At 59.0% G+C, this 22,391-nt stretch carries 26 protein-coding genes and 2 tRNA genes; 14 read left to right on the top strand and 14 right to left on the bottom strand.

Annotated features, from left to right (window positions below):
- Positions 1 to 38: 38 nt before the first annotated feature.
- Entirely contained in the window at positions 39 to 1,001 is a 963-nt protein-coding gene (locus WA237_RS17580; RefSeq protein ID WP_336099215.1) for an acetyl-CoA carboxylase carboxyltransferase subunit alpha, read from the top strand.
- 9 nt (positions 1,002 to 1,010) lie between these two features.
- On the opposite strand, the gene WA237_RS17575 is transcribed toward WA237_RS17580, so the two are convergent.
- A complete protein-coding gene (locus tag WA237_RS17575) occupies positions 1,011 to 1,658 on the bottom strand; it encodes a GntR family transcriptional regulator (protein ID WP_009813623.1) in 648 nt (215 codons plus the stop codon).
- A gap of 16 nt (positions 1,659 to 1,674) precedes the next feature.
- On the bottom strand, positions 1,675 to 2,385 hold the full coding sequence (locus WA237_RS17570) for a M48 family metallopeptidase (RefSeq protein ID WP_336099213.1): 711 nt from the start codon (positions 2,383 to 2,385) through the stop codon (positions 1,675 to 1,677).
- A gap of 112 nt (positions 2,386 to 2,497) precedes the next feature.
- Here WA237_RS17570 and WA237_RS17565 point away from each other — a divergent pair, with 112 nt between their 5' ends.
- Both WA237_RS17565 and WA237_RS17560 read left to right on the top strand, forming a co-directional pair.
- Positions 2,498 to 2,833 carry a TIGR02300 family protein gene (locus WA237_RS17565; RefSeq protein ID WP_336099211.1) on the top strand — a complete coding sequence of 112 codons (336 nt, stop codon included), beginning with the start codon at positions 2,498 to 2,500 and terminating at the stop codon, positions 2,831 to 2,833.
- A gap of 85 nt (positions 2,834 to 2,918) precedes the next feature.
- Positions 2,919 to 2,994: transfer RNA gene (locus tag WA237_RS17560), tRNA-Ala, on the top strand.
- 115 nt (positions 2,995 to 3,109) lie between these two features.
- On the opposite strand, the gene WA237_RS17555 is transcribed toward WA237_RS17560, so the two are convergent.
- On the bottom strand, positions 3,110 to 3,835 hold the full coding sequence (locus tag WA237_RS17555) for an NAD(P)H-dependent oxidoreductase (RefSeq protein WP_336099208.1): 726 nt from the start codon (positions 3,833 to 3,835) through the stop codon (positions 3,110 to 3,112).
- Positions 3,836 to 3,929: 94 nt separating this feature from the next.
- On the opposite strand from WA237_RS17555, the gene WA237_RS17550 reads away from it, so the two are divergent.
- Together WA237_RS17550 and WA237_RS17545 are read left to right on the top strand one after the other, a co-directional pair.
- On the top strand, positions 3,930 to 4,829 hold the full coding sequence (locus WA237_RS17550) for a LysR family transcriptional regulator (protein ID WP_336099207.1): 900 nt from the start codon (positions 3,930 to 3,932) through the stop codon (positions 4,827 to 4,829).
- A 220-nt stretch (positions 4,830 to 5,049) separates the two neighbouring features.
- Complete coding sequence (locus WA237_RS17545; protein ID WP_009813628.1) at positions 5,050 to 6,093, top strand: fatty acid desaturase; 1,044 nt, start codon at positions 5,050 to 5,052, stop codon at positions 6,091 to 6,093.
- Between the two features lie 4 nt (positions 6,094 to 6,097).
- Here WA237_RS17545 and WA237_RS17540 read toward each other — a convergent pair whose 3' ends face one another.
- A complete protein-coding gene (locus WA237_RS17540) occupies positions 6,098 to 6,730 on the bottom strand; it encodes a TetR/AcrR family transcriptional regulator (RefSeq protein ID WP_336099206.1) in 633 nt (210 codons plus the stop codon).
- A 123-nt stretch (positions 6,731 to 6,853) separates the two neighbouring features.
- Between WA237_RS17540 and WA237_RS17535 the strand changes: the two genes are divergently transcribed.
- The 4 genes from WA237_RS17535 to WA237_RS17520 are packed head-to-tail and all read left to right on the top strand — an operon-like array spanning position 6,854 to position 10,708.
- Positions 6,854 to 7,933, top strand: coding sequence for an ABC transporter ATP-binding protein (locus WA237_RS17535; protein WP_336099204.1), 1,080 nt, complete (start codon positions 6,854 to 6,856; stop codon positions 7,931 to 7,933).
- Positions 7,934 to 7,936: 3 nt separating this feature from the next.
- Positions 7,937 to 8,848, top strand: coding sequence for an ABC transporter permease (locus WA237_RS17530; protein ID WP_336099202.1), 912 nt, complete (start codon positions 7,937 to 7,939; stop codon positions 8,846 to 8,848).
- Positions 8,841 to 9,647, top strand: coding sequence for an ABC transporter permease (locus WA237_RS17525; RefSeq protein ID WP_040618392.1), 807 nt, complete (start codon positions 8,841 to 8,843; stop codon positions 9,645 to 9,647). The genes WA237_RS17530 and WA237_RS17525 overlap by 8 nt, the downstream gene beginning before the upstream one ends.
- A gap of 29 nt (positions 9,648 to 9,676) precedes the next feature.
- Positions 9,677 to 10,708 carry an ABC transporter substrate-binding protein gene (locus tag WA237_RS17520; protein ID WP_336099201.1) on the top strand — a complete coding sequence of 344 codons (1,032 nt, stop codon included), beginning with the start codon at positions 9,677 to 9,679 and terminating at the stop codon, positions 10,706 to 10,708.
- Between the two features lie 84 nt (positions 10,709 to 10,792).
- Here the strand turns inward: WA237_RS17520 and WA237_RS17515 are convergent, their stop codons facing one another.
- Both WA237_RS17515 and WA237_RS17510 read right to left on the bottom strand, forming a co-directional pair.
- Entirely contained in the window at positions 10,793 to 11,257 is a 465-nt protein-coding gene (locus WA237_RS17515) for a DUF411 domain-containing protein (RefSeq protein WP_336099198.1), read from the bottom strand.
- A 35-nt stretch (positions 11,258 to 11,292) separates the two neighbouring features.
- On the bottom strand, positions 11,293 to 11,595 hold the full coding sequence (locus WA237_RS17510) for a hypothetical protein (RefSeq protein ID WP_336099196.1): 303 nt from the start codon (positions 11,593 to 11,595) through the stop codon (positions 11,293 to 11,295).
- Between the two features lie 119 nt (positions 11,596 to 11,714).
- Here WA237_RS17510 and WA237_RS17505 point away from each other — a divergent pair.
- The 3 genes from WA237_RS17505 (at position 11,715) to WA237_RS17495 (ending at position 13,850) form a co-directional block, all read left to right on the top strand.
- A tRNA-Thr gene (locus tag WA237_RS17505) sits at positions 11,715 to 11,790 on the top strand.
- 759 nt (positions 11,791 to 12,549) lie between these two features.
- Entirely contained in the window at positions 12,550 to 13,080 is a 531-nt protein-coding gene (locus tag WA237_RS17500; RefSeq protein ID WP_336099194.1) for a hypothetical protein, read from the top strand.
- A 17-nt stretch (positions 13,081 to 13,097) separates the two neighbouring features.
- Positions 13,098 to 13,850: a hypothetical protein gene (locus WA237_RS17495; RefSeq protein ID WP_336099193.1), complete on the top strand. Its 753-nt coding sequence runs from the start codon at positions 13,098 to 13,100 to the stop codon at positions 13,848 to 13,850.
- A gap of 266 nt (positions 13,851 to 14,116) precedes the next feature.
- Here the strand turns inward: WA237_RS17495 and WA237_RS17490 are convergent, their stop codons facing one another.
- The 4 genes from WA237_RS17490 to WA237_RS17475 all read right to left on the bottom strand — a co-directional run bounded on the left by WA237_RS17490 (position 14,117) and on the right by WA237_RS17475 (position 16,301).
- Positions 14,117 to 14,605 carry a hypothetical protein gene (locus tag WA237_RS17490; protein ID WP_009813637.1) on the bottom strand — a complete coding sequence of 163 codons (489 nt, stop codon included), beginning with the start codon at positions 14,603 to 14,605 and terminating at the stop codon, positions 14,117 to 14,119.
- A gap of 77 nt (positions 14,606 to 14,682) precedes the next feature.
- Entirely contained in the window at positions 14,683 to 14,916 is a 234-nt protein-coding gene (locus WA237_RS17485) for a hypothetical protein (protein ID WP_009813638.1), read from the bottom strand.
- Positions 14,917 to 14,918: 2 nt separating this feature from the next.
- A complete protein-coding gene (locus WA237_RS17480) occupies positions 14,919 to 15,656 on the bottom strand; it encodes a hypothetical protein (protein WP_336099191.1) in 738 nt (245 codons plus the stop codon).
- Between the two features lie 27 nt (positions 15,657 to 15,683).
- Positions 15,684 to 16,301, bottom strand: coding sequence for a hypothetical protein (locus tag WA237_RS17475; protein WP_336099190.1), 618 nt, complete (start codon positions 16,299 to 16,301; stop codon positions 15,684 to 15,686).
- Positions 16,302 to 16,397: 96 nt separating this feature from the next.
- Here WA237_RS17475 and WA237_RS17470 point away from each other — a divergent pair, with 96 nt between their 5' ends.
- Both WA237_RS17470 and WA237_RS17465 read left to right on the top strand, forming a co-directional pair.
- A complete protein-coding gene (locus tag WA237_RS17470; RefSeq protein WP_009813641.1) occupies positions 16,398 to 16,631 on the top strand; it encodes a hypothetical protein in 234 nt (77 codons plus the stop codon).
- A 14-nt stretch (positions 16,632 to 16,645) separates the two neighbouring features.
- The gene (locus WA237_RS17465) at positions 16,646 to 17,143 is read left to right on the top strand and encodes a thermonuclease family protein (RefSeq protein WP_254655667.1); all 498 of its coding nucleotides are present in this window, start codon (positions 16,646 to 16,648) and stop codon (positions 17,141 to 17,143) included.
- Between the two features lie 658 nt (positions 17,144 to 17,801).
- Here WA237_RS17465 and WA237_RS17460 read toward each other — a convergent pair.
- From WA237_RS17460 to istA, 4 genes are all read right to left on the bottom strand, one after another.
- Positions 17,802 to 19,598 (bottom strand): hypothetical protein, encoded by a 1,797-nt coding sequence (locus WA237_RS17460; protein ID WP_336099188.1) that lies wholly within the window; start codon positions 19,596 to 19,598, stop codon positions 17,802 to 17,804.
- Positions 19,585 to 19,881 (bottom strand): hypothetical protein, encoded by a 297-nt coding sequence (locus WA237_RS17455; RefSeq protein ID WP_336099186.1) that lies wholly within the window; start codon positions 19,879 to 19,881, stop codon positions 19,585 to 19,587. The genes WA237_RS17460 and WA237_RS17455 overlap by 14 nt, the downstream gene beginning before the upstream one ends.
- 171 nt (positions 19,882 to 20,052) lie before the next feature.
- Positions 20,053 to 20,781, bottom strand: coding sequence for an IS21-like element ISPkr1 family helper ATPase IstB (gene istB, locus WA237_RS17450; protein ID WP_027244506.1), 729 nt, complete (start codon positions 20,779 to 20,781; stop codon positions 20,053 to 20,055).
- Positions 20,711 to 22,279 (bottom strand): IS21 family transposase, encoded by a 1,569-nt coding sequence (gene istA / locus WA237_RS17445; RefSeq protein WP_336099183.1) that lies wholly within the window; start codon positions 22,277 to 22,279, stop codon positions 20,711 to 20,713. The genes istB and istA overlap by 71 nt, the downstream gene beginning before the upstream one ends.
- Between the last annotated feature and the right edge of the window lie 112 nt (positions 22,280 to 22,391).

The raw sequence follows: 22,391 nt of genomic DNA, 5'->3' as shown, positions 1-22,391 counted from the left end.
ACGGCCATATAGGCCAACGCATCAGGTGGAGCGTGTAAATGACCAATTATCTCGACTTTGAAAAACCCCTGGCCGAGATCGAAGGCAAGGCGGCAGAGCTGCGCGCCATGGCGCGGGCAGGCGAAGGCGTCGATGTCGAAGCCGAGGCCGGCGCGTTGGACAAGAAGGCGGCCGAGCTGCTCAAGGACATGTACCGTGACCTGAGCGCGTGGCGCAAATGTCAGGTGGCGCGCCATCCCGAGCGGCCGCATTGCCAAGATTACATCAAGGCGCTCTTCACCGAATACACGCCGCTCGCCGGTGACCGGAACTTTGCCGATGATCACGCCGTCATGGGCGGCCTGGCCCGTCTCGACGATCAGCCGGTCGTCGTCATCGGTCAGGAAAAAGGCAGCGACACCAAGAGCCGCATCGAACGCAATTTCGGCATGGCCCGCCCCGAAGGCTATCGCAAGGCGATCCGCCTGATGGAAATGGCCGACAAGTTCAACCTGCCGATCATCACGCTGGTCGACACCCCCGGTGCCTATCCCGGCAAAGGCGCCGAAGAGCGTGGCCAGTCCGAAGCCATCGCTCGTTCGACCGAGAAATGCCTGCAAGTGGGCGTGCCCCTTATCAGCGTCATCATCGGCGAAGGCGGATCGGGCGGGGCGGTGGCCTTTGCCACTGGCAACCGTGTCGCGATGCTCGAACATTCAGTCTATTCGGTGATCACCCCCGAAGGCTGTGCGTCGATCCTCTGGAAAGATGCCGAAAAGATGCGCGAAGCCGCCGAGGCGCTGCGACTCACGGCGCAGGATCTCAAACGTCTCGGCGTTGTGGATCACGTCATCGACGAGCCGATGGGCGGGGCGCATCGCGATGGTCGCGCGGCCATCAACGCCGTGGGTGTCACGCTGCGCAAATTGCTGGGCGAGCTGAAGGGCAAGGACCGTGGCGCGCTGATTCGCGATCGCCGCGAGAAATTCCTTGCCATGGGTGACAAGGGGCTGGCGGCCTGATCCGCCGGCCTAGCGCACCAGCATCCGCAGACCCTGCGTCACATCTGACCGCACGGCGAGCCGCAATGCCGGCTCGTCCCCAGCCTTGAGCGCGGCGATGATCGTGCGGTGATGCTGCGGCGCGGTTTTCCGGTAGAGCCGCCCATAGAGCGCCCGCATCGTCGGCCCCAATTGCAACCAGACGGTTTCCGCCATGGCCAGCATCGCAGGCGCCTGCGCCCGCAGATAGAGCGTGCGGTGAAATTCCAGATTGCGCCGGATATAGGCTACCGCATCCTGACGGGCGATTTCCTCGTTGATCCGTGCGTTGATCGACTGCAGCCGGTCGATGAGCGCGATATGGGCACGGGGCAGGGCGCGGCTGGCCAGCTCCACCTCCAGCAACGCCCGCAAGGCCGCGAGCTCTTCCATCCGCTCGGGGCTCAGCTCCGGCGTCGAGACCCGGCCCGAGGACGACATCGACAGCGCGCCCTCCGCCGACAGCCGCCGCACCGCTTCGCGGGCGGGCGTCATCGACACGCCAAACTCTTCGCCGACGCCGCGAATGGTCAGTGCCTGACCGGGCGCGATCTCGCCATGCATGATTCGCGACCGCAAGCCGCGATAAACGCGGTCATGGGCCGAAGGCGAGGGATCGGTGCGGGGTGTGAGCAACATATCGCGACCATGTGCCTCAGCGCGCGTCGGCGTCAATATCAAAGCGATACCTGTGCAATGCTGCGCCATGCGTCCGAAGCCATCTCCGCGAGGTTTCGAACTCGGGGTCGAGCTTTTCGACCAGGGCCCAGAATCGCGCCGAATGGTTCATCTCGCGTAGATGGGCCACCTCATGCGCTGCCACATAGTCGAGCACCTCGGCTGGCGCGAGAATCAGCCGCCAAGAATAGCTCAGCCCGCCGCGCGACGAACAGGACCCCCACCGCGACCGCGTATCGCGCAAACTGATCCCGCTGTACTGGGTGCCGAGCCTCGCCGCATAGCGGTCCGAAGCTTGCACCAACCGGTCGCGCGCCAGTGTTTTCAACCAGCTTTGCACCCGCCGCCCGACCTGTTCGGTCGGTCCGGGCACCCATATCTTCCCCTCCGCCACACGAATGGCACGGCCCGACGCGGCAGGCGCGATGGAGAGCATTTCTCCCGCCACCGGCAGATCCACCCCATGCGCCACCGTCACGAGATCGGGCCGCCCCGCCAGATGCCCGCGCAGCCAGTCGGCCTTTTCGCGGGCGAAATCCACGCCCTGCGCTTCGGAAATTCCGCGCGGCAATGTCATCGACACCGTCCCGTCGATCCCCGAAACCCGCAGCGAAATCCGCCGCGCCCGGGCCGAGCGTTTTATCACCACATCAATCGGGGGGTTGCCCGGAAGTGTCACTTGCCCCATATCGCCGAATGCCTCATGCTGCCTGCGGTGATCAAAGCCTTTGACACCTGTGCCTTGTTATGGCAGGTGGCGCGAACCGTCGACAAGACCTCAGAATTGAAAGGGATGACCCATGCCCAAGGAAGAATGGGGTGTAAAACGTGTTTGCCCGACCACCGGCAAGCGTTTCTACGACCTGAACAAGGATCCGATCGTCAGCCCCTACACGGGCGAACTCGTTGAGCTGAACCTCGGCAAGAGCCGTTCGATCAGCGCCGACAGCGAGGATGCCGAGACCAAAAAGCTCAAAGAGGCGTCGCTCGATGGCGATGCAGAAGTGCTGGACGATGATGACGATCTCGACGTCGATGTCGATCTCGGCGATGACGTGCTCGAAGATGACGACGATGACGAAAACGTGTCGCTCGACGACATCGCGGATGTCGCGTCGGAAGACGAAGACAGCTGATATCTTCGGGGCGGGATTTTTCCGCTTGATCCCGCCCGAAGCTTTGCATAAGTAGCGGCGCACAGGCTGGTTAGCCTGACAAGATGGGGCCTTAGCTCAGCTGGGAGAGCGCTTGCATGGCATGCAAGAGGTCAGGGGTTCGATCCCCCTAGGCTCCACCAAATCCCATCCCGAAAACGCGAATATTCTGCCGCACTCGTCAGAACCGGTGCCTCTGGTCGCGCGATCTGTGTTAGGCGCAAGCCGGTCTAGGCGGTCAACCAATCGCCTTCACAACTACCCGACCGCACCGCCGGTCTCGTTCCAGTCGGACCAATCAGGGAATCGCAGCGGTTCGACCTCCTCCAGCGCTGCGAGATGCGAGGCCCATGCGCCGAGGTTTCCCTTCAACCGCTCTTCGACAATGCTTTGATCCTCGTAGCTGTAGCCATGTCCCTGCACGCCATAGGAGACAAAGGGCGGCAGAACCGAGAACCCCATGTAATGCAGCGAATAATGGATAGACCAGAGCATCGTTTCGAAATCGCCCCCTCGGCTGCCTGGGCCAAATGCGGCGCGGGGGGCACCTGTGGTCACTGAAACGAGGGCGCGGCGCCCTTTGAAGTAACCCGTGCCATAGCGCATCTGACTGGTGTAGAGCCCGCCGCTGACAAAGACGCGATCCATCCACCCTTTGAGGACCGCGGGCGCGCTGTGCCACCACAGTGGAAACTGCAGAATGACGAGGTCCGCCTGTTTAAGGTTGCGGATTTCCCTCAGGACATCCTTGGGCAAGCTGTCGGTGCGCCAAGCGTGGCGCTGCTCGGCGAGCGGAGCAAAGTGATCGCCTGCCACGCGGCTCGCGTAATGCCGACCACCCTCCACCGGGTCAAACGCGGGGTTGTATAGATCATTGATGGTGACGCTGCCGCCGTGTTGTATCAGCGCCTTTTCTGCGGCGCGCGTGAGAGCGCCATTGTAGGATTTCGGCTCGGGATGCGCGTGAACGATATGGGTGTGCATTTCGTCTCTTCTCAGGATTGGTTCGACTGGCCCTCACACTGCACGTTCATTTCTGATAAGTATTGAGAGAATTCAGAAGATCGGCCTTTCATATATGAACAGCAAACTCGACTGGAACGACTACCAGACGGTCCTTATGATCGCCGAGGCAGGCACGCTTTCCGGCGCCGCCCAGCGGAGTGGGTCAAGCCATCCGACCATGTTCCGCAGGATCAACGCAGTGGAGCAAAAGCTTGGCGTTCGTCTCTTCGAGAGGTTCCGCACAGGCTATCGGCTTACAAGCGCCGGGGAAGAGGTCGCCGCCACCGCACGCGAGATTGAAGAACTGACCAACGCCACCGAAAGACGCGTGGCGGGCCGCGACCTGCGGCCTTCCGGCATCGTGCATCTGGCAACGACGGATTCGCTTCTCTGGGGCTTGCTGGCCCCCGAGATCGCCCACCTACGACACGTAGAACCCGACATCGTGCTCGATGTGACTGTCTCGAACGAGATTTCCGATCTCTCCTTCCGCGAGGCAGATATCGCGATCCGCCCGGCTCGCGCACCCGAAGAGCATCTGATCGGTCGGCGTCTCGGCCGCATACGGCAGGCCGTCTATGCCGCGCGGTCTCTGGATCTCAGCGAGGACGACCACAATAACTGGGCGGGCCTTCCCTGGATCGGGCCGAGCGCCTCCATGTCCTATCCTCAGTTGCACGCTTGGATGCGTGCATCCGGCGTCGACGACCGCTGCGTGGCCAAATCAGACAGTGTGCTGAGCATGCTGGCCGCCGTCCGCACGGGCATCGGTGTTGCAATCCTCCCCTGCTATCTGGCCGACCCTGATCCCGATCTGCGCCGTTTAGGGGTCGAGATTGAAGACCTCGGCGTGGACCTTTGGATGCTCACCCATCCCGATCTGCGCCACACCGCACGCGTTCGCGCCGTGCTGGACTTCTTCGGCGGCCTCGGGTGGTCCATGTTGAAAACGGACATGTCACGGCCCAAGTAACTCAGGACAGGGTGAACCGTGTCTAACTCTTCGCCGCCGGTTGCCGCGCGTTTCGTGAAAATATCTCTGCGCAGCCACTGCAGCGCAGAAACGTCACCGAACTATGCTCCCCCAGCCTCACATTTGCTGGCGCTGCGAGTTCTCCCGCTCATCCTGCCACGCTCTGCTTGCATATGTTCCACGATGCTCTATGCAGCACTCCAGTCACCAAGGCGGGCCTATGAACGAACATTCCACCTCATCCGGCCCTTCGCCCGCACCGCGCGCCGCGAAGGATTGGGTCAAGATTCTCTCGCAATATCGCGAAGCGGACATCCGCCGCAGCTATTTCGAGCTCATCGTCACCCTTGGTCCCTTTGTTGCGCTCTGGGCGCTGGCCTGGTGGTCGCTCTCCTATAGCTATTGGCTGACCTTCGCGATTTCGCTGTGCAACGCGGGCTTTCTGCTGCGCCTCTTCGCGATTCAGCATGATTGCGGCCATGGTGCCTTTTTCAACAACCGTTTGCTGAGCGACTGGCTTGGCCGCGTCTTGGGCGTGCTGACCCTGACCCCCTATGACGTCTGGCGTCGCTCGCATTCGATCCACCACAGCGCCTCGGGCAATCTCGACCGGCGCGGCATTGGTGACATCCATACGCTGACGGTCAATGAATACCATGCCATGTCCCGATTCAGCCGGCTCATGTATCGCCTCTACCGCCATCCGATCGTGCTCTTCGGGTTCGGCCCGGGCTATCTCTTCCTGTTTCAGAATCGCCTGCCGCTCGGCTTTACCGACAAGGCGAAATACTGGATCAGCGCCATGGGAACCAATGCCGCGATCCTGATCTGGCTCGCCCTTGTCATGTGGTTCGGCGGGCTGATGCCGGTGCTGCTGATCTTCCTGCCGAGCACGCTCTTGGCCGCCACGGCAGGCGTCTGGCTCTTCTATGTGCAGCATCAGTTCGAGACGACCCATTGGGAGTCCGAGGAAGACTGGCAGCTACATGACGCCGCCCTGCACGGCAGTTCGCATTACATCCTGCCCGGCTGGCTGCAATGGCTCAGCGCCAATATCGGCATCCACCATGTGCACCATGTCCACAGCCGCATTCCCTTTTACCGGCTGCCCGAGGTGCTGCGCGACCATGCTGATCTGGCTGACGGCAACCGTATGACCATCCGCGAAAGCCTGAGCAACGCGCGGCTGCATCTTTGGGACGAACAATCCCGGCGGCTCTTGTCCTTTGCCCAGGCGCGGCGTCTGGTGGCGCAACGGGGCTAGCCGATCAGGCCGACACCATCGCGCCGAGCTCCTGCATATCCTGACAGAGCTGCGCCTTGTGGGTCTCAAGGCGCATGTCCTCGTCGCGGATGAAATCGAGAAACCGCGCATTCCAGGTACTATAGGCCACCCGCGCCAGAAGGGCGCTGCGGCTGCGCGATAACCCGTGCTGCCCGGACGTCCGGTGCAGGATCTCGGCGATATCGCCGTGATGGGTCTTTTCGATCTGCGCATAGAGCTGCACCATCGGGCTGTCGGGGTTGCGGATATTCGTGGCCTCGGCATAGCGCCAGACCCGTTTGCCCGCATAGCTCATGGTGAGATCGGCATAGATGCTGAAAATCTGGCCGAGAATATCGCCAAGCCCGGCCCCTTCCGGGGGGGTCCAGCTCTGCATATATTCTTGCCCCGCCTCATGCGCCTCGAGAACCATGGCCACGACGAGCTGATCCTTGCTGCCGAAATAGTTGAACACGGTGGGCGCCGATACATCGGCCGCCCCGGCAATCTTGGCCATGGTGGTGGCGGCATAACCTTCGGTTTCGATCAGGCGACGCGCAGCCGCGAGGATATCCCGCCGGCGGCGTGATTTTTGCCTGTCGCGCAGGCCGGGGGAGGAAGATTCAACGGCTGCCATTTTTTTCACCTTATCCCAAGAGAGTGCGAAGTAAATAATTTTATCCGACTAAAAATTTATTGACGGCATGAGAAACACTATTAGGGTTGGCGGTTATGAACGCAAGGACAGGTGGGGCGGCCAATGATAGAAATTGACAGTGTTTCCAAGGTGTTTGGCTCTGGCGCGACGGCGTTTACCGCGCTCAATGACGTGAGCGTCACGATCCGGGAAAACGAATTCTTCACGCTGCTTGGCCCCTCTGGTTGTGGCAAGACCACGCTCCTGCGCACCATCGCAGGCTTTAACGCGCCAAGCTCTGGCTCGGTCCGGCTCGATGGCGAGGACCTCGTGGCGCTGCCCCCCTACAAGCGCACTGTAAACACCGTTTTTCAGAATTACGCGCTCTTTCCACACATGACCGTGGCCGAAAATATTGGCTTTGGTCTCGACATGCTCAACCGTCCAAAATCCGAGATCAAGGCCACCGTGGCCGAGATGCTCGAGCTGGTGCAGATGACCCCGATGGCCGACCGCCGCACGTCGGAGATCTCGGGTGGTCAGCAACAGCGTGTCGCGCTCGCCCGCGCCCTCGCGCCGCGTCCCAAGGTGCTCTTGCTGGATGAGCCGCTCTCGGCGCTCGACTACAAACTGCGCAAGGGGATGCAGGTCGAACTCAAACGCCTGCAGAACGAGACCGGCATCACCTTCGTCTTCGTCACCCATGATCAGGAAGAGGCTCTGTCGATGTCCGACCGGATCGCGGTGATGAGCAATTCGCGCATCCTGCAGGTCGGCTCGCCGCATGACATCTATGACCATCCCGCAGAACGGTTCGTCGCCGAATTCATCGGCGAGACGAATTTTCTCACCGGCAAGATTGCGGGGCAAGAAGGCGAGACGCTGCGCGTGGCCCTCGATGTGGGGGGCGAGATCATCGCCCGTCAACCGCCGGGCGACCCCGCCGGTCAGGCCGTGACCGTCGCCGTGCGCCCCGAACATGCCCATTTCTGCGCACCGGACAGCGCCGAGGCCACCGTCACCGGCGAGGTGAGCAATGTGGTCTATCTCGGCACCGACACCCATTTCCATCTCGTGCTGAGCGATGGCACGCCCTTCGCGTTGCGCCTGCAGAACACGCCCGAACGCGCCGCCGATGCCAAGCTCGGCGATCGTGTCGGCATCCGCGTCGCCCCCGGCGTGGCCCAGGTCCTGAGGGACTGAGCCATGGCCAACGCAACCCACCGTCCAAGTTTCACCGAACGCCATTCGCAATGGGTTCTCCTCGCGCCGGCCCTGACGCTGCTCTGCGTCGCGGCCTTTGGCCCGCTCTTCATCGTGGCGGTCTACAGCTTTCTCACCCCCGGCGATTACGGCGGCGTGGTGTGGAAATTCTCGACAGAGGCCTGGTTCAACGTCTTTGCCGAGCGGGACATTTTCGACGAAACCATCGGCTTTGCCGACGCCCATCTGGCGATCTTCTGGCGCTCGCTCCGGTTGGCCCTGATCACCACCGTCGTCGCCTTCCTCTTCGGCTTCCCCACGGCCTATTTCATCGCCACCCGCCCCGCCCATCAGCGCAATCTGTGGATGCTGCTGATCATGGTGCCGTTCTGGACCAACCTGCTGATCCGCACCTTCGCGATCATGGAGCTGATCCGAAACGAAGGGGTGGTGAACACCCTGCTCATGGGGCTTGGGATCATCAACGAGCCGATACAGATGCTCTACACCGATTTCGCGATCATGGTGGGGATGCTCTATGTCTACCTGCCGCTCATGGTGCTGCCGATCTATGCCTCGCTCGAACGGTTCGATTTCTCGCTCGTCGAGGCCGGCTATGATCTCTATGCCAACCGGCTCAAGGTGCTGCGCAAGGTCATCCTGCCGGTCACCCGGCCCGGCATCGTGGCGGGCTCGATCCTCGTGTTGATCCCGGCGCTCGGCGCCTATGTGACGCCAAGGGTGCTCGGCGGGGGCAAGCGGATGATGCTGGGCAACCTGATCGAATTGCAATTCGGGCAGGGGCGCAACTGGCCGCTTGGTGCGGCCTTGGCGATGCTGCTTTTGCTGATCGTGATGGCGACAATGGTTTTCTATGTGCGTGCCGCCGGGCGCGAAGGGGGCGGTCATGGCTGAACCAAAGGGTTTTAACGTCAAGAAACAGCACGGCTTCACCACCATCGCGGTGCTCTGCTTTCTGCTGCTCTACACGCCGATCATCCTGCTCGTGCTCTATTCCTTCAACGCCGGGACTTCGATCGCCATCTGGGAAGGCTTCTCCTGGCGCTGGTACATCTCGACCTGGGGCAATGAACAGGTCAAGGAGGCGGCACTCCTGTCGCTCTGGCTTGCCATCGTCTCTTCGGCCGTGGCCACCTCGGTCGCGGTGCTGGCAGCCCTCGCCACCACTCGGCGCGCCCCCTACAAGGGTCAGACCGTGGTCTTTGCGATCATCAACCAACCGCTGATGGTGCCCGAGATCGTGACCGCCGTAGCGCTTTTGATCTTCTTCGCGCTGATCAAGAATTACACAGGCTACACCGGTGGCGCCTATCTCTTCATCGCGCATTCGGCCTTCTGCGTGCCCTTCGCCTATATGCCGATCCGCGCCCGGCTTCAGGGCATGGACCTGACGCTCGAACAGGCGGCCTCTGACCTCTACGGCACGCCGCTGCGGGTGTTTCGCAAGGTGACCCTGCCGCTTCTGTGGCCCGGTATCCTCGCCGGGGCGATGCTGGCCTTTGTCATCTCGCTCGACGATGTGGTGATTACAGAGTTTGTAAAAGCCGCCGGTCAGGATACGCTTCCCACCTATATGCTGGGTCAGCTCCGCCGAGTCGTCACCCCCGAGGTCAACGCGATTTCGACGGTCCTGCTCGCCATCTCGGTGACTATGGTGATCGTGTATTTCATCCTCAATCAGCGCAAGAACTGATGCCATTCCAACCCAACTCAGGAGGTCCCATGACCGCTCTTAAATCCGTCACAGCTCTGGCCACCGCGGCCATGCTCGCCAGCCCGGCTCTGGCCGAAGGTGAATTGAACATCTTCAACTGGGGCAACTACACCAGCCCCGATCTGATCGAGAAATTCGAGAAAGAATACGACATCGACGTCACGATCACCGATTACGACAGCAACGACACCGCGCTCGCCAAAGTGCGCGCCGGCGGTCATGGCTTCGACATCGTCGTGCCCTCGGCCACCTATATCCCGATCTGGATTTCCGAAGGCCTCCTCCTCGAGAGCCGCCCAGACGAGATGGAGAATTTCAAGAATGTCGCCAAGCGCTGGGCCGAGGTCGATTTCGATCCGGGCCGTCGCTACACGGTGCCATGGCAATGGGGCACGGTCGGTCTGACCGTCAACACCTCGATCTATGATGGCGAAATCAACACCTCGGCGATCTTCCTCGATCCGCCCGAAGAGCTGCGCGGCAAGATCAACGTCGTGCCCGAAATGAACGACGTCATGCATCTCGCGATCCGCTACATGGGCGGCGAGCAGTGCACCACCGACAAGGATGTGCTGCGCAAGGTCCGCGACAAGCTGGTCGAGGCCAAGCCGCACTGGATCTCGCTCGATTACGGCACGGTCGAAAAATATGCCAAGGGCGACCTCGGCGCCGGCGTCAACTGGAACGGCTCGTCCTACCGCTCGCGCCTGCAAAACCCCGACATCGCCTTCGGCTATCCCAAGGAAGGCTTTCCGATCTGGATGGACAACGTTGCCATCCTCGCGGACGCCCAGAATGTCGACAATGCCAAGCTTTTCCTGAACTTCATCATGGCCCCTGAAAACGCCGCGATGATCTCGGAATTCGCGCGCTACGCCAATGGCATCGACGGCTCCGAGGAATTCATGCCCGAGGACATGAGCACCGCCCCCGAGGTGGTCATTCCCGCCGAGCTCGCCGATGCCGGTGTTGTCTCCAAGACCTGCCCGCCCGAAGCCACCAAGATCTACACCCAGATCTGGCTCGAACTGCAGAAATAAGCCAATCGCTTGTATGCGGCTGAAACGTCAATGGGCGGTCCCAATGGCCGCCCATCTTTGTTGTCACGAGGCTGTAGTCGGGGCTTACTCGACCCCGGCCTTGTAATAGACCTCGCCTTCTTTCGCATCGCCGCCAAAGGCCATCACGTCGAACTTGGCCTTGGGATCATCGCCCATGCCGGGCGATCCGGCGGGCATCCCGGGCACGGCAATACCGCTGATCGCGGGCTTGTCGCGCAGCATACGTTTCACCGCTTCGAGCGGCACATGCCCTTCGACCACATAATCGCCGACCTTGACCGAATGGCACGAGGCCAGATCGTTCGGCACCCCGTGATCCGCCTTCATTCCGGCATAATCATAGGTCTCGATCACCTCGACCGTGTGGCCCTCGGCCCGCGCGAGATCGGCCCAGGCATCGCAACAGCCACAGCCGGGCGTCTTTGTCATCACCATCGCCGCCGGCTCCGTCAGCGATTGCGCGTGGGCCGCCGGGGCAAGGCTCAGCATCGGCGCGGCCACGAGGGCATAAATCATGGATTTCTTCATTGGATTGACTCCGTTTTCCGTAAGATTGGGTAAGTTCAGGAAAACAGCACCCCACGCGGTGGCCTGAGCGGGGGCAGGGGGCTGCGCCCATCCTGCACAAGCCGCGCAGCAAAGAACTCAAACCGGCGCTCCTCACCAAACCGCGCCGCGTGCCAATCCGCGGGCAGGACGAGACAGGCGGCACAGACCGACGGCCCCGCACCCATTTCACTCGCGCCACAGCACTCATGCGGCTCCGACATCGACATGGCGTCTACGGCCGGTTGCTCCTGTGCCACCACAGGCGCCGACATGAGGCCGGTCATCACAATCAGGGCAAGGATCAAGAGGCTACGCATGTTTTATAGCTAGGCGGCGCGCCCCCCGGTCTCAAGAGGCAATCCGCCGCAACCCTCCCCGATCGGCGGCATTCCGTCTCTTGCACCAGATCAAAACCCGGTTTAAACGGTGTCTCGCCGCCTCAATAGCTCAGCTGGTAGAGCAGGTCCTTCGTAAGGACAAGGTCGGGGGTTCGAGTCCCTCTTGAGGCACCATTTTCCCCCATTAATGTATTGATTTTAAAAGAAATATTTACCGCTGCGTAAAGTCAATCCACCCCACGATCCACCTTTCAATCTCTCATGACGTGGCTTCGTGGTCACCTAAGCCGCAAACCGAAGCTGGTGGGGATTCTTGAACGCCCGGCAAGTTGCGAGGCCCTGCGTCGAGGCTTTGGAAGTAAGCGCGGGCGCGGTGCGTCAAGCCGTATTTCTCGACATACTCCAGCAATGCAGCCTCAGCGGCAGACAATCTCAGTATGCTCGCGGTCATTCTGCTCTCCTCGTCCCCTAAAATCGATGTCAATGCGTCAGTCTCGGACAGCAGCGTTAACAAAACCTTAACAGAGCCTTGGTCCAATGGGGGAAACAGTTCGGAGTTTTCCCCATGTATGAGAAATTCAATCGCGAAGAAGAGCGTTACGCCACAGTTGTAAAGCTTTCCGGGGCTTGAAAGGCGGAACGTGAAAAGCTGATCAGCGAGTATCAGAAGCGCTCGGCAAACGCCTTCGCACCACAGACCCTACGGAATTACCAGAACATCATCTCGAAGTTCCAAGAATGGTGCGACGAAACCGGGCGGAGCGCGGAGCCGCCGGTCGCGCCTCAGGTCATCGTAGACTACATCGATGCGATGGGCGGCCGCCTCAGGGCGACACCAATCGAAACTCGGCTTTGAGATAGAGATTCAACTCAGGCGCAAGTTTGACTCGCCATTTACGTTAATCCTAGATAGGAATTATTCCTGCGCAAAAGATGGATAACTTTTTTGGATTTCATTTGGTTACGCTAAGCGACCTTGTCACCCCGTGGAAGTCTTTTTCAGAGCCGATAGCCTGGGCTGAGGATGGGGAAAGCTGGAAGACCGCCCGGGTTAAATTGGAAGTTGATGCGGGTGATTTCTTTGGCTTGTTCTTACGCTTGAAAAGCCCCGCTCTCAGAAATGGACATGGGTTTCTCCTCCAAACTGAGTTTCAACCAGACGAAAAAGTTAAAAGCGTAATCGCGCTAGAGCGCGTCGAATGGAAGGTAGGCCATACGAATTCTGCAATTGGGCCGCGAGAATATCACTTTCTGGATATACCAAGCTCGCACATCCACAAATTTGAAATTAACTACATAGAGGGCGAGAACCGAATGAGACAGCGGAACCTACCGCTAGCCGTTCCTCTTGACCCCGATCCCGGGGCGCTCGAAGATTTTCTTGATTGCGCTGAAAAATTGCTTAGAATCAAAGGGGTATCAGGAATTGGCCGTCCCGGCTTTCAGGGGAGGTTAGTGTCTTGATAAGTATGGGAAAACACATGAATGACGGTGCCTTCATAAATGCCGTTGAGCACGTTGCAAGCGGGATGGCTCGGTTCGAGCGCGAGAACGACGGCTATATTTTCACCACGGGGGCTGTGTATCCAAGCGGCTCCCCCGTCCGTGTTCGCGTGTCTTTTGACGGTAATACCTGTTTTGTGTCGGATATGGGTGTCGGATTAAATGAAGCTGAGATGATTGGCGCAACGCCGCGTCAGTTTGCGCACCATGCCCGTGCGACGGCGAGCCAGCTTGGCGTTGGGTTCGACAGTCACAGTTTCTTTGTTCTCCAGATCAGCATTGATCGCATTGCTGGTGCCGTGAAGATGGTGTCAGCAGCGTCCCATCGAGCGACCGTGCTTACGGAAGCAACGATTACCGAGCAATCGGCCAAAAGCGAGCGCGACATGCTCGTCGACAGGCTGATTGACGTCTACGGGAAATCCCGTGTCGAACGCGATGTGGAAATGGTTGGTATGTCAGGACATGTCTGGCCTGTAGCGGGTAGGGTTCAAGATGGTAGAATTGTCGCTTTCGATATTGCGACGCCATTTCATTCGTCTGTGTTTAGTGCGCATACAAAGTTCAGTGACCTCAAGCTTCTTGGTGACAGCGCCCCGAAGGGTGTCGTGGCGGTCGAAAATCGCAGCGATTTCAAGCCCGATTACATTACACTGCTAAAGCAGTCCGCATCAGTGATTGAGATTTCGGCCGCAAATGACAACTACAAAGCCCTACTGGATGCTGCATAACGCCAGCCGCCTCTCAGGGCTCCATGCGGGATGGCCTGGGAGGTCTATTTCACAAGATGTAGTAAGCGCCCTAGCTCGATAGGCGCATCCGAAAATCCCATCTTGAGGCCGTTACCCAACTCAACATTTCTGTTACCTAACTCAACATTCGCGTTACCCGTAGTATGGAGTAACAGGGGGAGAAGACGCTTTACTCAAACCCGTTTTGCAGGCCCTCCCAACAACTCGGCCTTCGCATTCCAAGTCCTTGCACCAGTCAGAAAGCTTCAGGAGCTGGCGACGACCAAGGGCGGATCAGAGGGAAAGCTGCGCACATCAAACCACGTGAACTGTGTTCCATCTGCGTTTGATTTCCGCCCCCAGCTGAGGCCACTGGACCCTTTGCGGATCAACCCAGCGCGGAAGGCTCTCAGATCAATCAGCTTCCACGACTCCAGTCCTGTCTGAGCCGCGTTCGAATGGCCGTAAAACATCCAGTCGCCATTGCCGTTCACTATCTTGGAAAGCTCGGTCTGCGCCCCCGATGAAACCTGTGACCGGATGGTAAACTGGTAGGGATACCGCTGCGCATATCCAGGACGCCTCACCCGCGCAGCCACCCGCATATCTCTAGCTTCGAGCATCATGAGGTCGGTTGCCTGAAAGTGGTCGTAAGGATCCGGAGCAGCCTCAATAAGATATCCGCCGATCAGCCGCTTGACCTCAGGCAAGAAGCGATCAGACCATCGGCGATTGAGGTCATAATGGTAGGTCATGCGAAGTGTCCGTAGATCCCATGAGGAAGGACGCCCCCGTAAGTCCCGAGGCGTCCTCGTTGTTTGAGGTCAGCAGATCAGTGCTTACCCTCCTGCGCTTCACAGCGGCCAGCTTCCAGGTGTTCCACCAAATCGATCAGTTGACCGAACATCTCAGAGGCCATCTTAAGCGTTTGCTCGATCCCACGCCGATCATGGGGAACTGCTGTGTTCTCGTTCTCGTGAGCGAACAAACAGACATCGATCAATGATGCCAATTGATAAGCCAAAGAACTCGCGCGATCATTTTCAATCATGTTCTCTGTTTTCATGTTTATGCCTCCGCTTGATCAATAATCGTGGTGGCGAAGCTTTCCGCCCAGCGCCGCCCTTCCGGGTTAACGTCCTTGTCGAAAACATCGACGTGTGACCATGCCACGAGTGCTTGCGCCTTTATGAGCACGCCTTCCATCGTGGCGGCTTCGGCCTTGATGATTTCGCTTACATGTTGCCGAAGCTTTTCGAGCGCCTCACTTTGGCGTTCTCTGGCAGCCGCATAGCCTGACTGTTCCCGCAGCTGCGCAATTTGGGCGACATACTTCCGCGAGAGAGGAAGCGCCTCTTTTGACCGCTGGAGCCAACGCTTCTCGAACTCAAGCCCGCGCTTGCTCTTGGTGGTCCGGATGTGGGCAATGCGAGACTTGTGGTATTTAATCGCGTTCTCAAAGTACTCAGGTGTCCCGTATCTCCAGACCTGTTCGAAATCACCGCGTTCATCAACGATTCGACTGATGCTTGCTCCGGTCAGGTCACTTTCAGGAACGCTGCCGCTTCCGAAGGCGAGAATTGGTTCCGGAGCGAGAGGCCACTTAAAGGCATACTCGTCGACGATCCTTTTGCATTCAGCCCGTGCGGCCAAATAGCTTTCCTGTAGGGACAGAGTTTCATTGCCAATGGCCACCAATTTGGGGTTCTCACGAATGAGCCGTTCGCCCGCGTGTGTTCCGGTTGCAGCCGCTGTGCTTGCTGCCGCAAGGCCGAGCAGCATTTTTCGGCGAATGATGTTGTTCATAGTTACATCTCCATTTGGAAGGTTTGGTTACGCGGTGAAGCGATGCACCTGCCCGCCAACCGCGATGCGGGTGATGGTAGCGAGGTTCACAGAGCGCGGCGCAGAGGCTTTTGCATCCCAAACCGGCAGTAGGTGTGGATGGCGGGCTTTGCGGGTCTGTGTGGCCCGTTTTGCCGCGTCTGAGGCCGCATCGCCTTTGACATGGTAGCGGAGGGCTGCGGGCTGAACTTGCATCGTCCGCTCACTGCCATCGGCTTTGATGAAGGTGACCGCACAGAAGCGCCCACCAGAGGATGCGATAAGGTCGCGCTTGGCCGTGTAATCATCAGAAACGGTTTCCCGGCTCTGTGCGACCTGCAGGGCGGCGCGAAGAGCGCTCATCCGGGTATGATCCGACTGTTGCCAGTGGTCCTTGTTCTCCAGACCCATGATCTCCCGCTGCAGGTCTTCTACCGAACGGGATGCAAGAGCCTCATTTGCCTTCATCTTATGCTCGACAGCCTGAGCTACCGATACACGCTCTCGCGCCTTCCCCCATGCGAATTTCAGAGCGCGGGACATCAACGCACGGAACGGCTCACCATTCCCAAGAAAGCGGTGCACGATGGCCCAGGCGGATTTCATGATTTCGGCGCGGTCAAACATTGCGAACCCTTTCGTGTGCTGATAGCATAAATATGGGGCTGGCAGCATGTGCTGTCAATACACAAAATATGCTACTAGCACACAATGAGGGCGCGAATGACATCGGAGCAGTTTAAAATGGCGAAGGCCGCGCTGGGGTTGAGCAATCCTGAACTGGCTGAAATCACAGGGTTGCATCGCAATACGCTCAACAAAATTGACAAAGGCGAAGGCAAGGACTCCACTATCAAGCTTGTGCAGTTGACGCTTGAAGGTCGGGGAATCCAATTTCTTGACGACGGTCAAGTGGCCTCTGGACCGGGGGTCGCTCTGAAGTCTGAAGCCGAATGAACTAAGGACAACCAATGTTCCAAAGAAGCTCGAAACCTAAGCCCATTGATCGGTCAAGTTCCGCTTTGCGGCCCGTGAAAACATGCAAGGCAACAGGAGCAATTTTCTTCTGTGCCCTTGCGCTTATCGCCTCGACCAATGACGCTCTTGCGGGGCAGTGGATTGAAGGCCGAGTGACACATGTCCGAGATATAGACACCATCGAGGTTCAAAATCTGCCTGTCCGATTGAATGGCGTTGATGGTCCCGAGCTGGACGAGAAAGGCGGGCGGGATGGCAAGCGATGGATGCAAAAGCTCGTCCTCCACAAACCCGTGAAATGCTGGCTGAATGGCGACAAGACTTATGATCGCTGGGTCGGCACATGCTATGGGGCATCTGGCGAGGACATCGGCGCTCTGGCTATTGGCGCGGGAATGGCTCGCGACTGTCCAAGGTTCTCCGGTGGCAAATATCGCCAGTATGAAACGGCGGCGAGCCGAAAGCTGCCCTTCCATAGCTATTGTCGTTAGATTTTAGTTGGCTACCTCAGCCAAACTTCAACATTTCTGATCATTGTAGGGGGGAGGCCTATGTCGTCAGATCCATTCGAACTAGTTGCCGCCATTAAGCGGGTCGAGCGGGAGCGAGACGTTGTTACATTTTGCGGACCGGTTTTGTACGCGCTGGTTGCATGGTGGAACTTGTCAAAGCTATCGACGGGCGAAAGCTTGATCTTAGCCGCAATAGCTTTCATCGGCATTCTCGTGATACGGGAGACTAAAGCGGCGCAGTTGCAAAGCTTACGTGTGAGCCTGAGGCACATAGAGTTGATGCGCGACCCAGCGCTTGCCAGCAATGACAGCGCCGAACTCAGTCACCCAAGCTCGTGATCAACGCAACTTAGGACCCTTGAGCCTAGCCGCTTCGAACGCTCGCCGCGAAACGGGCTCAGCCTCACTGAGCCCAGCTTCAATTTCGCTGATCATTGTGTCCGGCCACAATGCGGACAATGCCTGAAACATACTCCAGGTCACCCACGCTTGATAGGCTGCGTAACTCTCGGATTGCTTCGAAACTTCGACGCCTTTAGGGTCTACGGCGAGACCTTCTGCCGCTTCCTTAATTAACTGGATGCGACTAGGTCTCATAGGCCGGTCAAATGGTTGCTTCCCATCGTGTCTCATCGGCTCACCTCTCCAGCAGAGCCCGCACGACTGCATTCGTGGCCTCATTGCCTCTTTCAGCCGGACTTGCCATTTGCTGTGCGACCAGAGCCGCGATGACATTGTTTTCCAAATCGCTTGCAGCCTTCTTAGGCAATGGTTTCCCATTCCGGATAAGCTCTCCCAAGCCAGAAATAGCCTTTCTGGTGCTACGCTCACCGAGCATCTTCGCACCTTGGCCAATAACCGAAGGGGCCAGCAGAAGGGGGTTCCCGGTCGCGCCCACGCCAGCGGCAGCGCCTGCAAAGCCGCCCAGAGGCAGCCCGCCAGAAGTCGGAGCCAGACGCCCCAGTAGTCGCAAGGCGTTTTGAGTGGGTGTGCCATCCGCGATTTCTCGCATGGCTTTCAGTTCGCTCTCGCTGAATCCTCTGCGCAACTTTGGATTTTCCAGCACCCGTCGGACATTTTGGCGAATGGCATTAATTTCATTCCCGCCCGTCCCTGTTGTCGCCGCGCGCCTTAGACCCTTTGCGATTGCTCCCGTATCCTCGGCTTCGAAAAGCTGCGACTTGTGGACCCGATGCGCTTTCTCCCTTGCACCTTGCAAAGTCGAAACGACCTCATGTGCACGATTTGTTCCCGAAACATCACTCGGAGTGAGAGTATCTAGATGGTTGTCTATGGCATTCTTCATTTGAACACCGATTGCCCGCTCCCCCGCCTCGTTGGAGCCCGCAACATTCTTGCCCACCCACTGGCGCACCTGATCCACTTCCGCGATTGTTGGCGGTGCGCTTCGCAGATCCTTACTCAAGGCGTCGGCAGCTATAGCGGCCCTGGGGTTGAGCTTGCGAGTGGCCGCTCTTTCACCAAGTGTTCCAGAAATTCTACCTGCTAGCGCATCCGCAGATGCTGGCGATAAGGTCGCGCCCGAGTTCCTCACTTCCTCATATGCCGCGTCAGCCTCTGCTTTGAGCATTTCTACAGAGGGGGCCTTAGGAGACGGGCGAAGGGCGCGAGAGGCGGCTACCGGTGACAAACCACCTGCCAGAGAGGCAATAGTGTCAACTGTAGCATTGCCCGGCGCGATTTCTTGGGAGGTTTGGCCTGCCACGCCGGAGCCAACCGCGCTTACAGTCTCCATCGCCCCCAGCGCCAATGGTGCCTTTGCATTGCGTAACATGGCCCCACCAGGAACCGACATAGCCCCCACTTCCTGCCCGATACGCCGACCATACCTCTGAGCGGTATTTTGTGGCTGAACGTTTGAGATGGTTGGAGCAAGAAGGTCTTCGAATGTACCGCTGCCCCCGAACGCGTCAGTTATCGGCGGGAGATCAGTCCCGAATAGAGAGTTTACCCCTCGGCTGCCGTAATTGATAACGCCCGTCATGATGTCGACAGGTGCGCCAAGAATACCCGCGATGCCCTCGTTAACGCCGCTCATGGATTGCTCAAGCATGCTGGTTTCTGGTTGCTCACCCACGCGTTTTTTCTTTGCCGCAGCAGCGAGAGCCAACATATCGAGCATTTCTTGAATGGATGGATCATCTTGTGAAGGTCGCGCTGTCTCCAAGCTTTTATCAGGGGCTGATGACCCTTGGATTAGATCCAGCATCTGCTGAATCGAAAGATCATCGTCGGCGATTGGTGCCTCTTCCCACCATCGGTCAGGTACGCTGGAGCCCTCGGCTATCGGAGCTTCTTCCCACCATCTGTCCCCTTCCACGGCCCTCTTTAGCGCACTGGCAGCATCTTCCTTGCTCGGCGCGTCGACCTCGTAGATGGCCCCATTCGGGCCTTGAACTTCATAGATTGCCATACTGCTTTTCCTCGCTAGCCGCCGCTCCGGCCTTTTGTTTTAGCTTATCACATTCCGCTTCAAGCCCCAATGAAATAAGGGCGAAATAGCGTTCTTCGCGCCGCTGCCGTGCCGCTTTTTTTCGGCAGCTTTCTCGGCAAAAACGAGCATCAGCCCGCTTGTCAAAACTAAGCTCTCCGCCACACCAGCCACAGAACCAAGAGCCCTCAATCAAGCGCCGACCTATCGCTCTTACACGCCTGAGCCGGTTGCCCTTGTTTCCCGTCCAAAAGTACACTTGCATTTGAGCCGTGTATCCTTTGCCGTCTCGCTCAAGCCATATGGTGTCAATCGGCACGCAATCTTGACCCTCTATCGGCGTGCAAAAATGACCCCCTGCTGTGCCCTCGGGTAGCTGGCCCGATGCGGTGTAGCCACCACACAGCGCAGCCGTATCGGGCCAGCGGGGCTTGGATTATTCCCTGGTCTTGAAGCGCCAGCTCTCATTGCCGGTTTCGACGATCTCACAATGGTGGGTAAGGCGGTCGAGGAGCGCAGTGGTCATCTTGGCGTCGCCAAAGACGGAGGGCCATTCACCGAAGTCGAGATTGGTAGTCACGATGACCGAGGTGCGCTCGTAGAGGCGACTGATGAGGTGGAACAGCAACTGGCCGCCGGTCTGCGCGAAAGGAAGGTAGCCAAGCTCGTCAAGGATTAAGAAGTCGAGGCGGCACAGCAGGTCAGCCGTGCGCCCCTGCCGATCAGCACGAGCTTCGGCATCAAGCTTGTTCACCAAGTCCACGGCGTTGAAGAACCGTCCTCGTTTGCCTCGCCGGATGCACGCCCGAGCGATGCTCACAGCAAGGTGGGATTTGCCGGTCCCGGTGCCGCCGATGAGCACAACATTGCGCTGCTGTTCAAGGAAATCCCCGGCGGCCAGGTCGCGCACCAGCGTCTCGTTGACAGGCGTGCCCTCGAAGCTGAACTCGTCGATCTCTTTCGCCAGAGGCAGCTTGGCGATGGTCATCTGGTATTTGATCGAGCGCGCCTGCTTCTCGCTGATCTCGGCGTTCAGCAGGTCACCGACGATCTGCTGCGGTTCATGCTGCCTCTTCACCGCAGCGGTGATGATCTCATCGTAGGCGGCCTTCATGCCGTAGAGTTTTAGCTGGCTCATCGCGTCCAGTACCTGCGATCTTTCCATGGTTGGGTCTCCTGAGGCTGTCGTAACGTTGGCAATCGGCCACGGGCTGGCAGGTCAGTCGCAACGCGTCCGGCGTATCAATGGTCAACGGCGGCGGCGGTTCACGATGCCGGGCCAAGATGTTGATGACGACTGAGGCGGCGGGGGCCCCTTCGTTCAGGGCTTCGGCACAGGCAGCATCCACGGCATCCAGCCCGTCGGTTGGGATCATGCTCAGGATCTGAACCATCTGGCGGTCACCATTCGGCACCTTGCCAAGCTTGCGCTGCACGCGCCTGATCGCGGGCGGCAACTCCCAGTCCTTGAACGGCGCTCCGTTCCTGAGGGCACCGGGTTTGCGGGCCAGCACCGGAATGTAGTGCAGCGGGTCGTAGATGGCCTTGTCGCGACCAAAGGACCGGGCATGTTGCCCCACGATCTTGCCGTCCTGCCAGAACTCGACCCGCCCGGCATAGGCGCGGATCTCGACAGGGCGACCAACAGCGCGGCCATCCACAGAGTAGCGGTTCTTGTCGAAGCGAACGAGACAGGTCTTCGACACGGACGCCGGCACGGCATGGAAGCCGTCGAAAGGCCCGACATAGGGCACCAGGCTCGCGCGCTCTTCCTCGAATAATTCCCAGATTGTCCGGTCACGCAGTTCCGGATGCGGATGGGACTTGGCCCAAGCCACACAGCGGTCTTCGAGCCAGGCGTTGAGCTCGGCATAGCTCTTGAACTTTGGCCTGGGCACGAAGAACCGTCGCCTGACAACCCCGACCTGGTTCTCGACTTGTCCCTTCTCCCAGCCAGAGGCAGGTGTGCAGGCGACCGGGTCGACCAAATAGTGCCCGCACATCTGCTGGAACCGGCGGTTGTAGGCGCGCTCGCGGCCGACGAAGATCGTGTCCACCGCGGTCTTCATGTTGTCGTAGATGCCCCGCGCGCAGGCTCCGCCGAAGAAGGCGAAGGCCTTGTCGTGGGCGTCGAAGACCATCTCCTGCGTCTCGCGCGGGTAGGCCCGGACGAACAACATCCGGCTGTGGCAAAGCCGGACATGCGCCACCTTCACGGTTGTCGTCGCCCCATCGATCACCACAACCTCGTGGCTCCAGTCGAACTGGTAGGCCTCGCCTGGGTCGAAGATCAGCGGGACATAGGCGGCCGCGGAGGCCTCTTGTTCTTCCTTGGACCACGTGGCCGCGTATCGCCGGACAGCGTCATAGCCGCCGTCATATCCAAGGGCTCTCAGTTCTTCGAATATCCGGATGCGGGTTAACCGCTCGCGCTTTGGCTTCCTCGCATTCGCCGCCAACATCTCTTCGAGCTTGTCTTTCCATGGCCCGATCTTTGGCAGAGGCTGAACGCTGCGTTCGTAGGTTGCTTCCGTCACACCAGACCGGATCACCTTCCGCACCGTATTCCGCGAAACCCGCAGTTCCCGGCAGATTTGCTTGATCGGCTTCCTGTCCTGAAAATACGCCCGCCGGATCTTTGCTATCGTCTCCACGACCAACATCCCACTCTGTGCTCCCCGATAACCTCGGGGGCATCATCCACATCAGTGTAAGGGGGTCATTTTTGGACGCCGATCACCCCGCTACGGGGTCAATTTTGCACGCCTGTTCACA

Source organism: Roseovarius sp. CH_XMU1461 (genome assembly GCF_037027165.1).
GTDB lineage: Bacteria > Pseudomonadota > Alphaproteobacteria > Rhodobacterales > Rhodobacteraceae > Roseovarius > Roseovarius nubinhibens.
The sequence above is the reverse complement of the archived record's forward strand: the minus strand, read 5'-3'. Positions and strand labels throughout refer to the sequence as shown.

Excerpts from the sequence above, each read along its gene's own strand:
- istB (WP_027244506.1), bottom strand. The coding sequence starts at position 20,781 with ATGGAAAGATCGCAGGTACTGGACGCGATGAGCCAGCTAAAACTCTAC.
- WA237_RS17535 (WP_336099204.1), top strand. The coding sequence starts at position 6,854 with ATGATAGAAATTGACAGTGTTTCCAAGGTGTTTGGCTCTGGCGCGACG.
- WA237_RS17525 (WP_040618392.1), top strand. The coding sequence starts at position 8,841 with ATGGCTGAACCAAAGGGTTTTAACGTCAAGAAACAGCACGGCTTCACC.
- WA237_RS17495 (WP_336099193.1), top strand. The coding sequence starts at position 13,098 with ATGAATGACGGTGCCTTCATAAATGCCGTTGAGCACGTTGCAAGCGGG.
- WA237_RS17460 (WP_336099188.1), bottom strand. The coding sequence starts at position 19,598 with ATGGCAATCTATGAAGTTCAAGGCCCGAATGGGGCCATCTACGAGGTC.
- WA237_RS17545 (WP_009813628.1), top strand. The coding sequence starts at position 5,050 with ATGAACGAACATTCCACCTCATCCGGCCCTTCGCCCGCACCGCGCGCC.
- WA237_RS17555 (WP_336099208.1), bottom strand. The coding sequence starts at position 3,835 with ATGCACACCCATATCGTTCACGCGCATCCCGAGCCGAAATCCTACAAT.
- WA237_RS17470 (WP_009813641.1), top strand. The coding sequence starts at position 16,398 with ATGACATCGGAGCAGTTTAAAATGGCGAAGGCCGCGCTGGGGTTGAGC.
- WA237_RS17520 (WP_336099201.1), top strand. The coding sequence starts at position 9,677 with ATGACCGCTCTTAAATCCGTCACAGCTCTGGCCACCGCGGCCATGCTC.
- WA237_RS17490 (WP_009813637.1), bottom strand. The coding sequence starts at position 14,605 with ATGACCTACCATTATGACCTCAATCGCCGATGGTCTGATCGCTTCTTG.
- WA237_RS17465 (WP_254655667.1), top strand. The coding sequence starts at position 16,646 with ATGTTCCAAAGAAGCTCGAAACCTAAGCCCATTGATCGGTCAAGTTCC.
- WA237_RS17540 (WP_336099206.1), bottom strand. The coding sequence starts at position 6,730 with ATGGCAGCCGTTGAATCTTCCTCCCCCGGCCTGCGCGACAGGCAAAAA.
- WA237_RS17510 (WP_336099196.1), bottom strand. The coding sequence starts at position 11,595 with ATGCGTAGCCTCTTGATCCTTGCCCTGATTGTGATGACCGGCCTCATG.
- WA237_RS17530 (WP_336099202.1), top strand. The coding sequence starts at position 7,937 with ATGGCCAACGCAACCCACCGTCCAAGTTTCACCGAACGCCATTCGCAA.
- WA237_RS17565 (WP_336099211.1), top strand. The coding sequence starts at position 2,498 with ATGCCCAAGGAAGAATGGGGTGTAAAACGTGTTTGCCCGACCACCGGC.
- WA237_RS17480 (WP_336099191.1), bottom strand. The coding sequence starts at position 15,656 with ATGAACAACATCATTCGCCGAAAAATGCTGCTCGGCCTTGCGGCAGCA.
- WA237_RS17475 (WP_336099190.1), bottom strand. The coding sequence starts at position 16,301 with ATGTTTGACCGCGCCGAAATCATGAAATCCGCCTGGGCCATCGTGCAC.
- WA237_RS17570 (WP_336099213.1), bottom strand. The coding sequence starts at position 2,385 with ATGGGGCAAGTGACACTTCCGGGCAACCCCCCGATTGATGTGGTGATA.
- WA237_RS17575 (WP_009813623.1), bottom strand. The coding sequence starts at position 1,658 with ATGTTGCTCACACCCCGCACCGATCCCTCGCCTTCGGCCCATGACCGC.
- WA237_RS17550 (WP_336099207.1), top strand. The coding sequence starts at position 3,930 with ATGAACAGCAAACTCGACTGGAACGACTACCAGACGGTCCTTATGATC.
- WA237_RS17515 (WP_336099198.1), bottom strand. The coding sequence starts at position 11,257 with ATGAAGAAATCCATGATTTATGCCCTCGTGGCCGCGCCGATGCTGAGC.
- WA237_RS17500 (WP_336099194.1), top strand. The coding sequence starts at position 12,550 with ATGGATAACTTTTTTGGATTTCATTTGGTTACGCTAAGCGACCTTGTC.
- WA237_RS17455 (WP_336099186.1), bottom strand. The coding sequence starts at position 19,881 with ATGCAAGTGTACTTTTGGACGGGAAACAAGGGCAACCGGCTCAGGCGT.
- istA (WP_336099183.1), bottom strand. The coding sequence starts at position 22,279 with ATGTTGGTCGTGGAGACGATAGCAAAGATCCGGCGGGCGTATTTTCAG.
- WA237_RS17580 (WP_336099215.1), top strand. The coding sequence starts at position 39 with ATGACCAATTATCTCGACTTTGAAAAACCCCTGGCCGAGATCGAAGGC.
- WA237_RS17485 (WP_009813638.1), bottom strand. The coding sequence starts at position 14,916 with ATGAAAACAGAGAACATGATTGAAAATGATCGCGCGAGTTCTTTGGCT.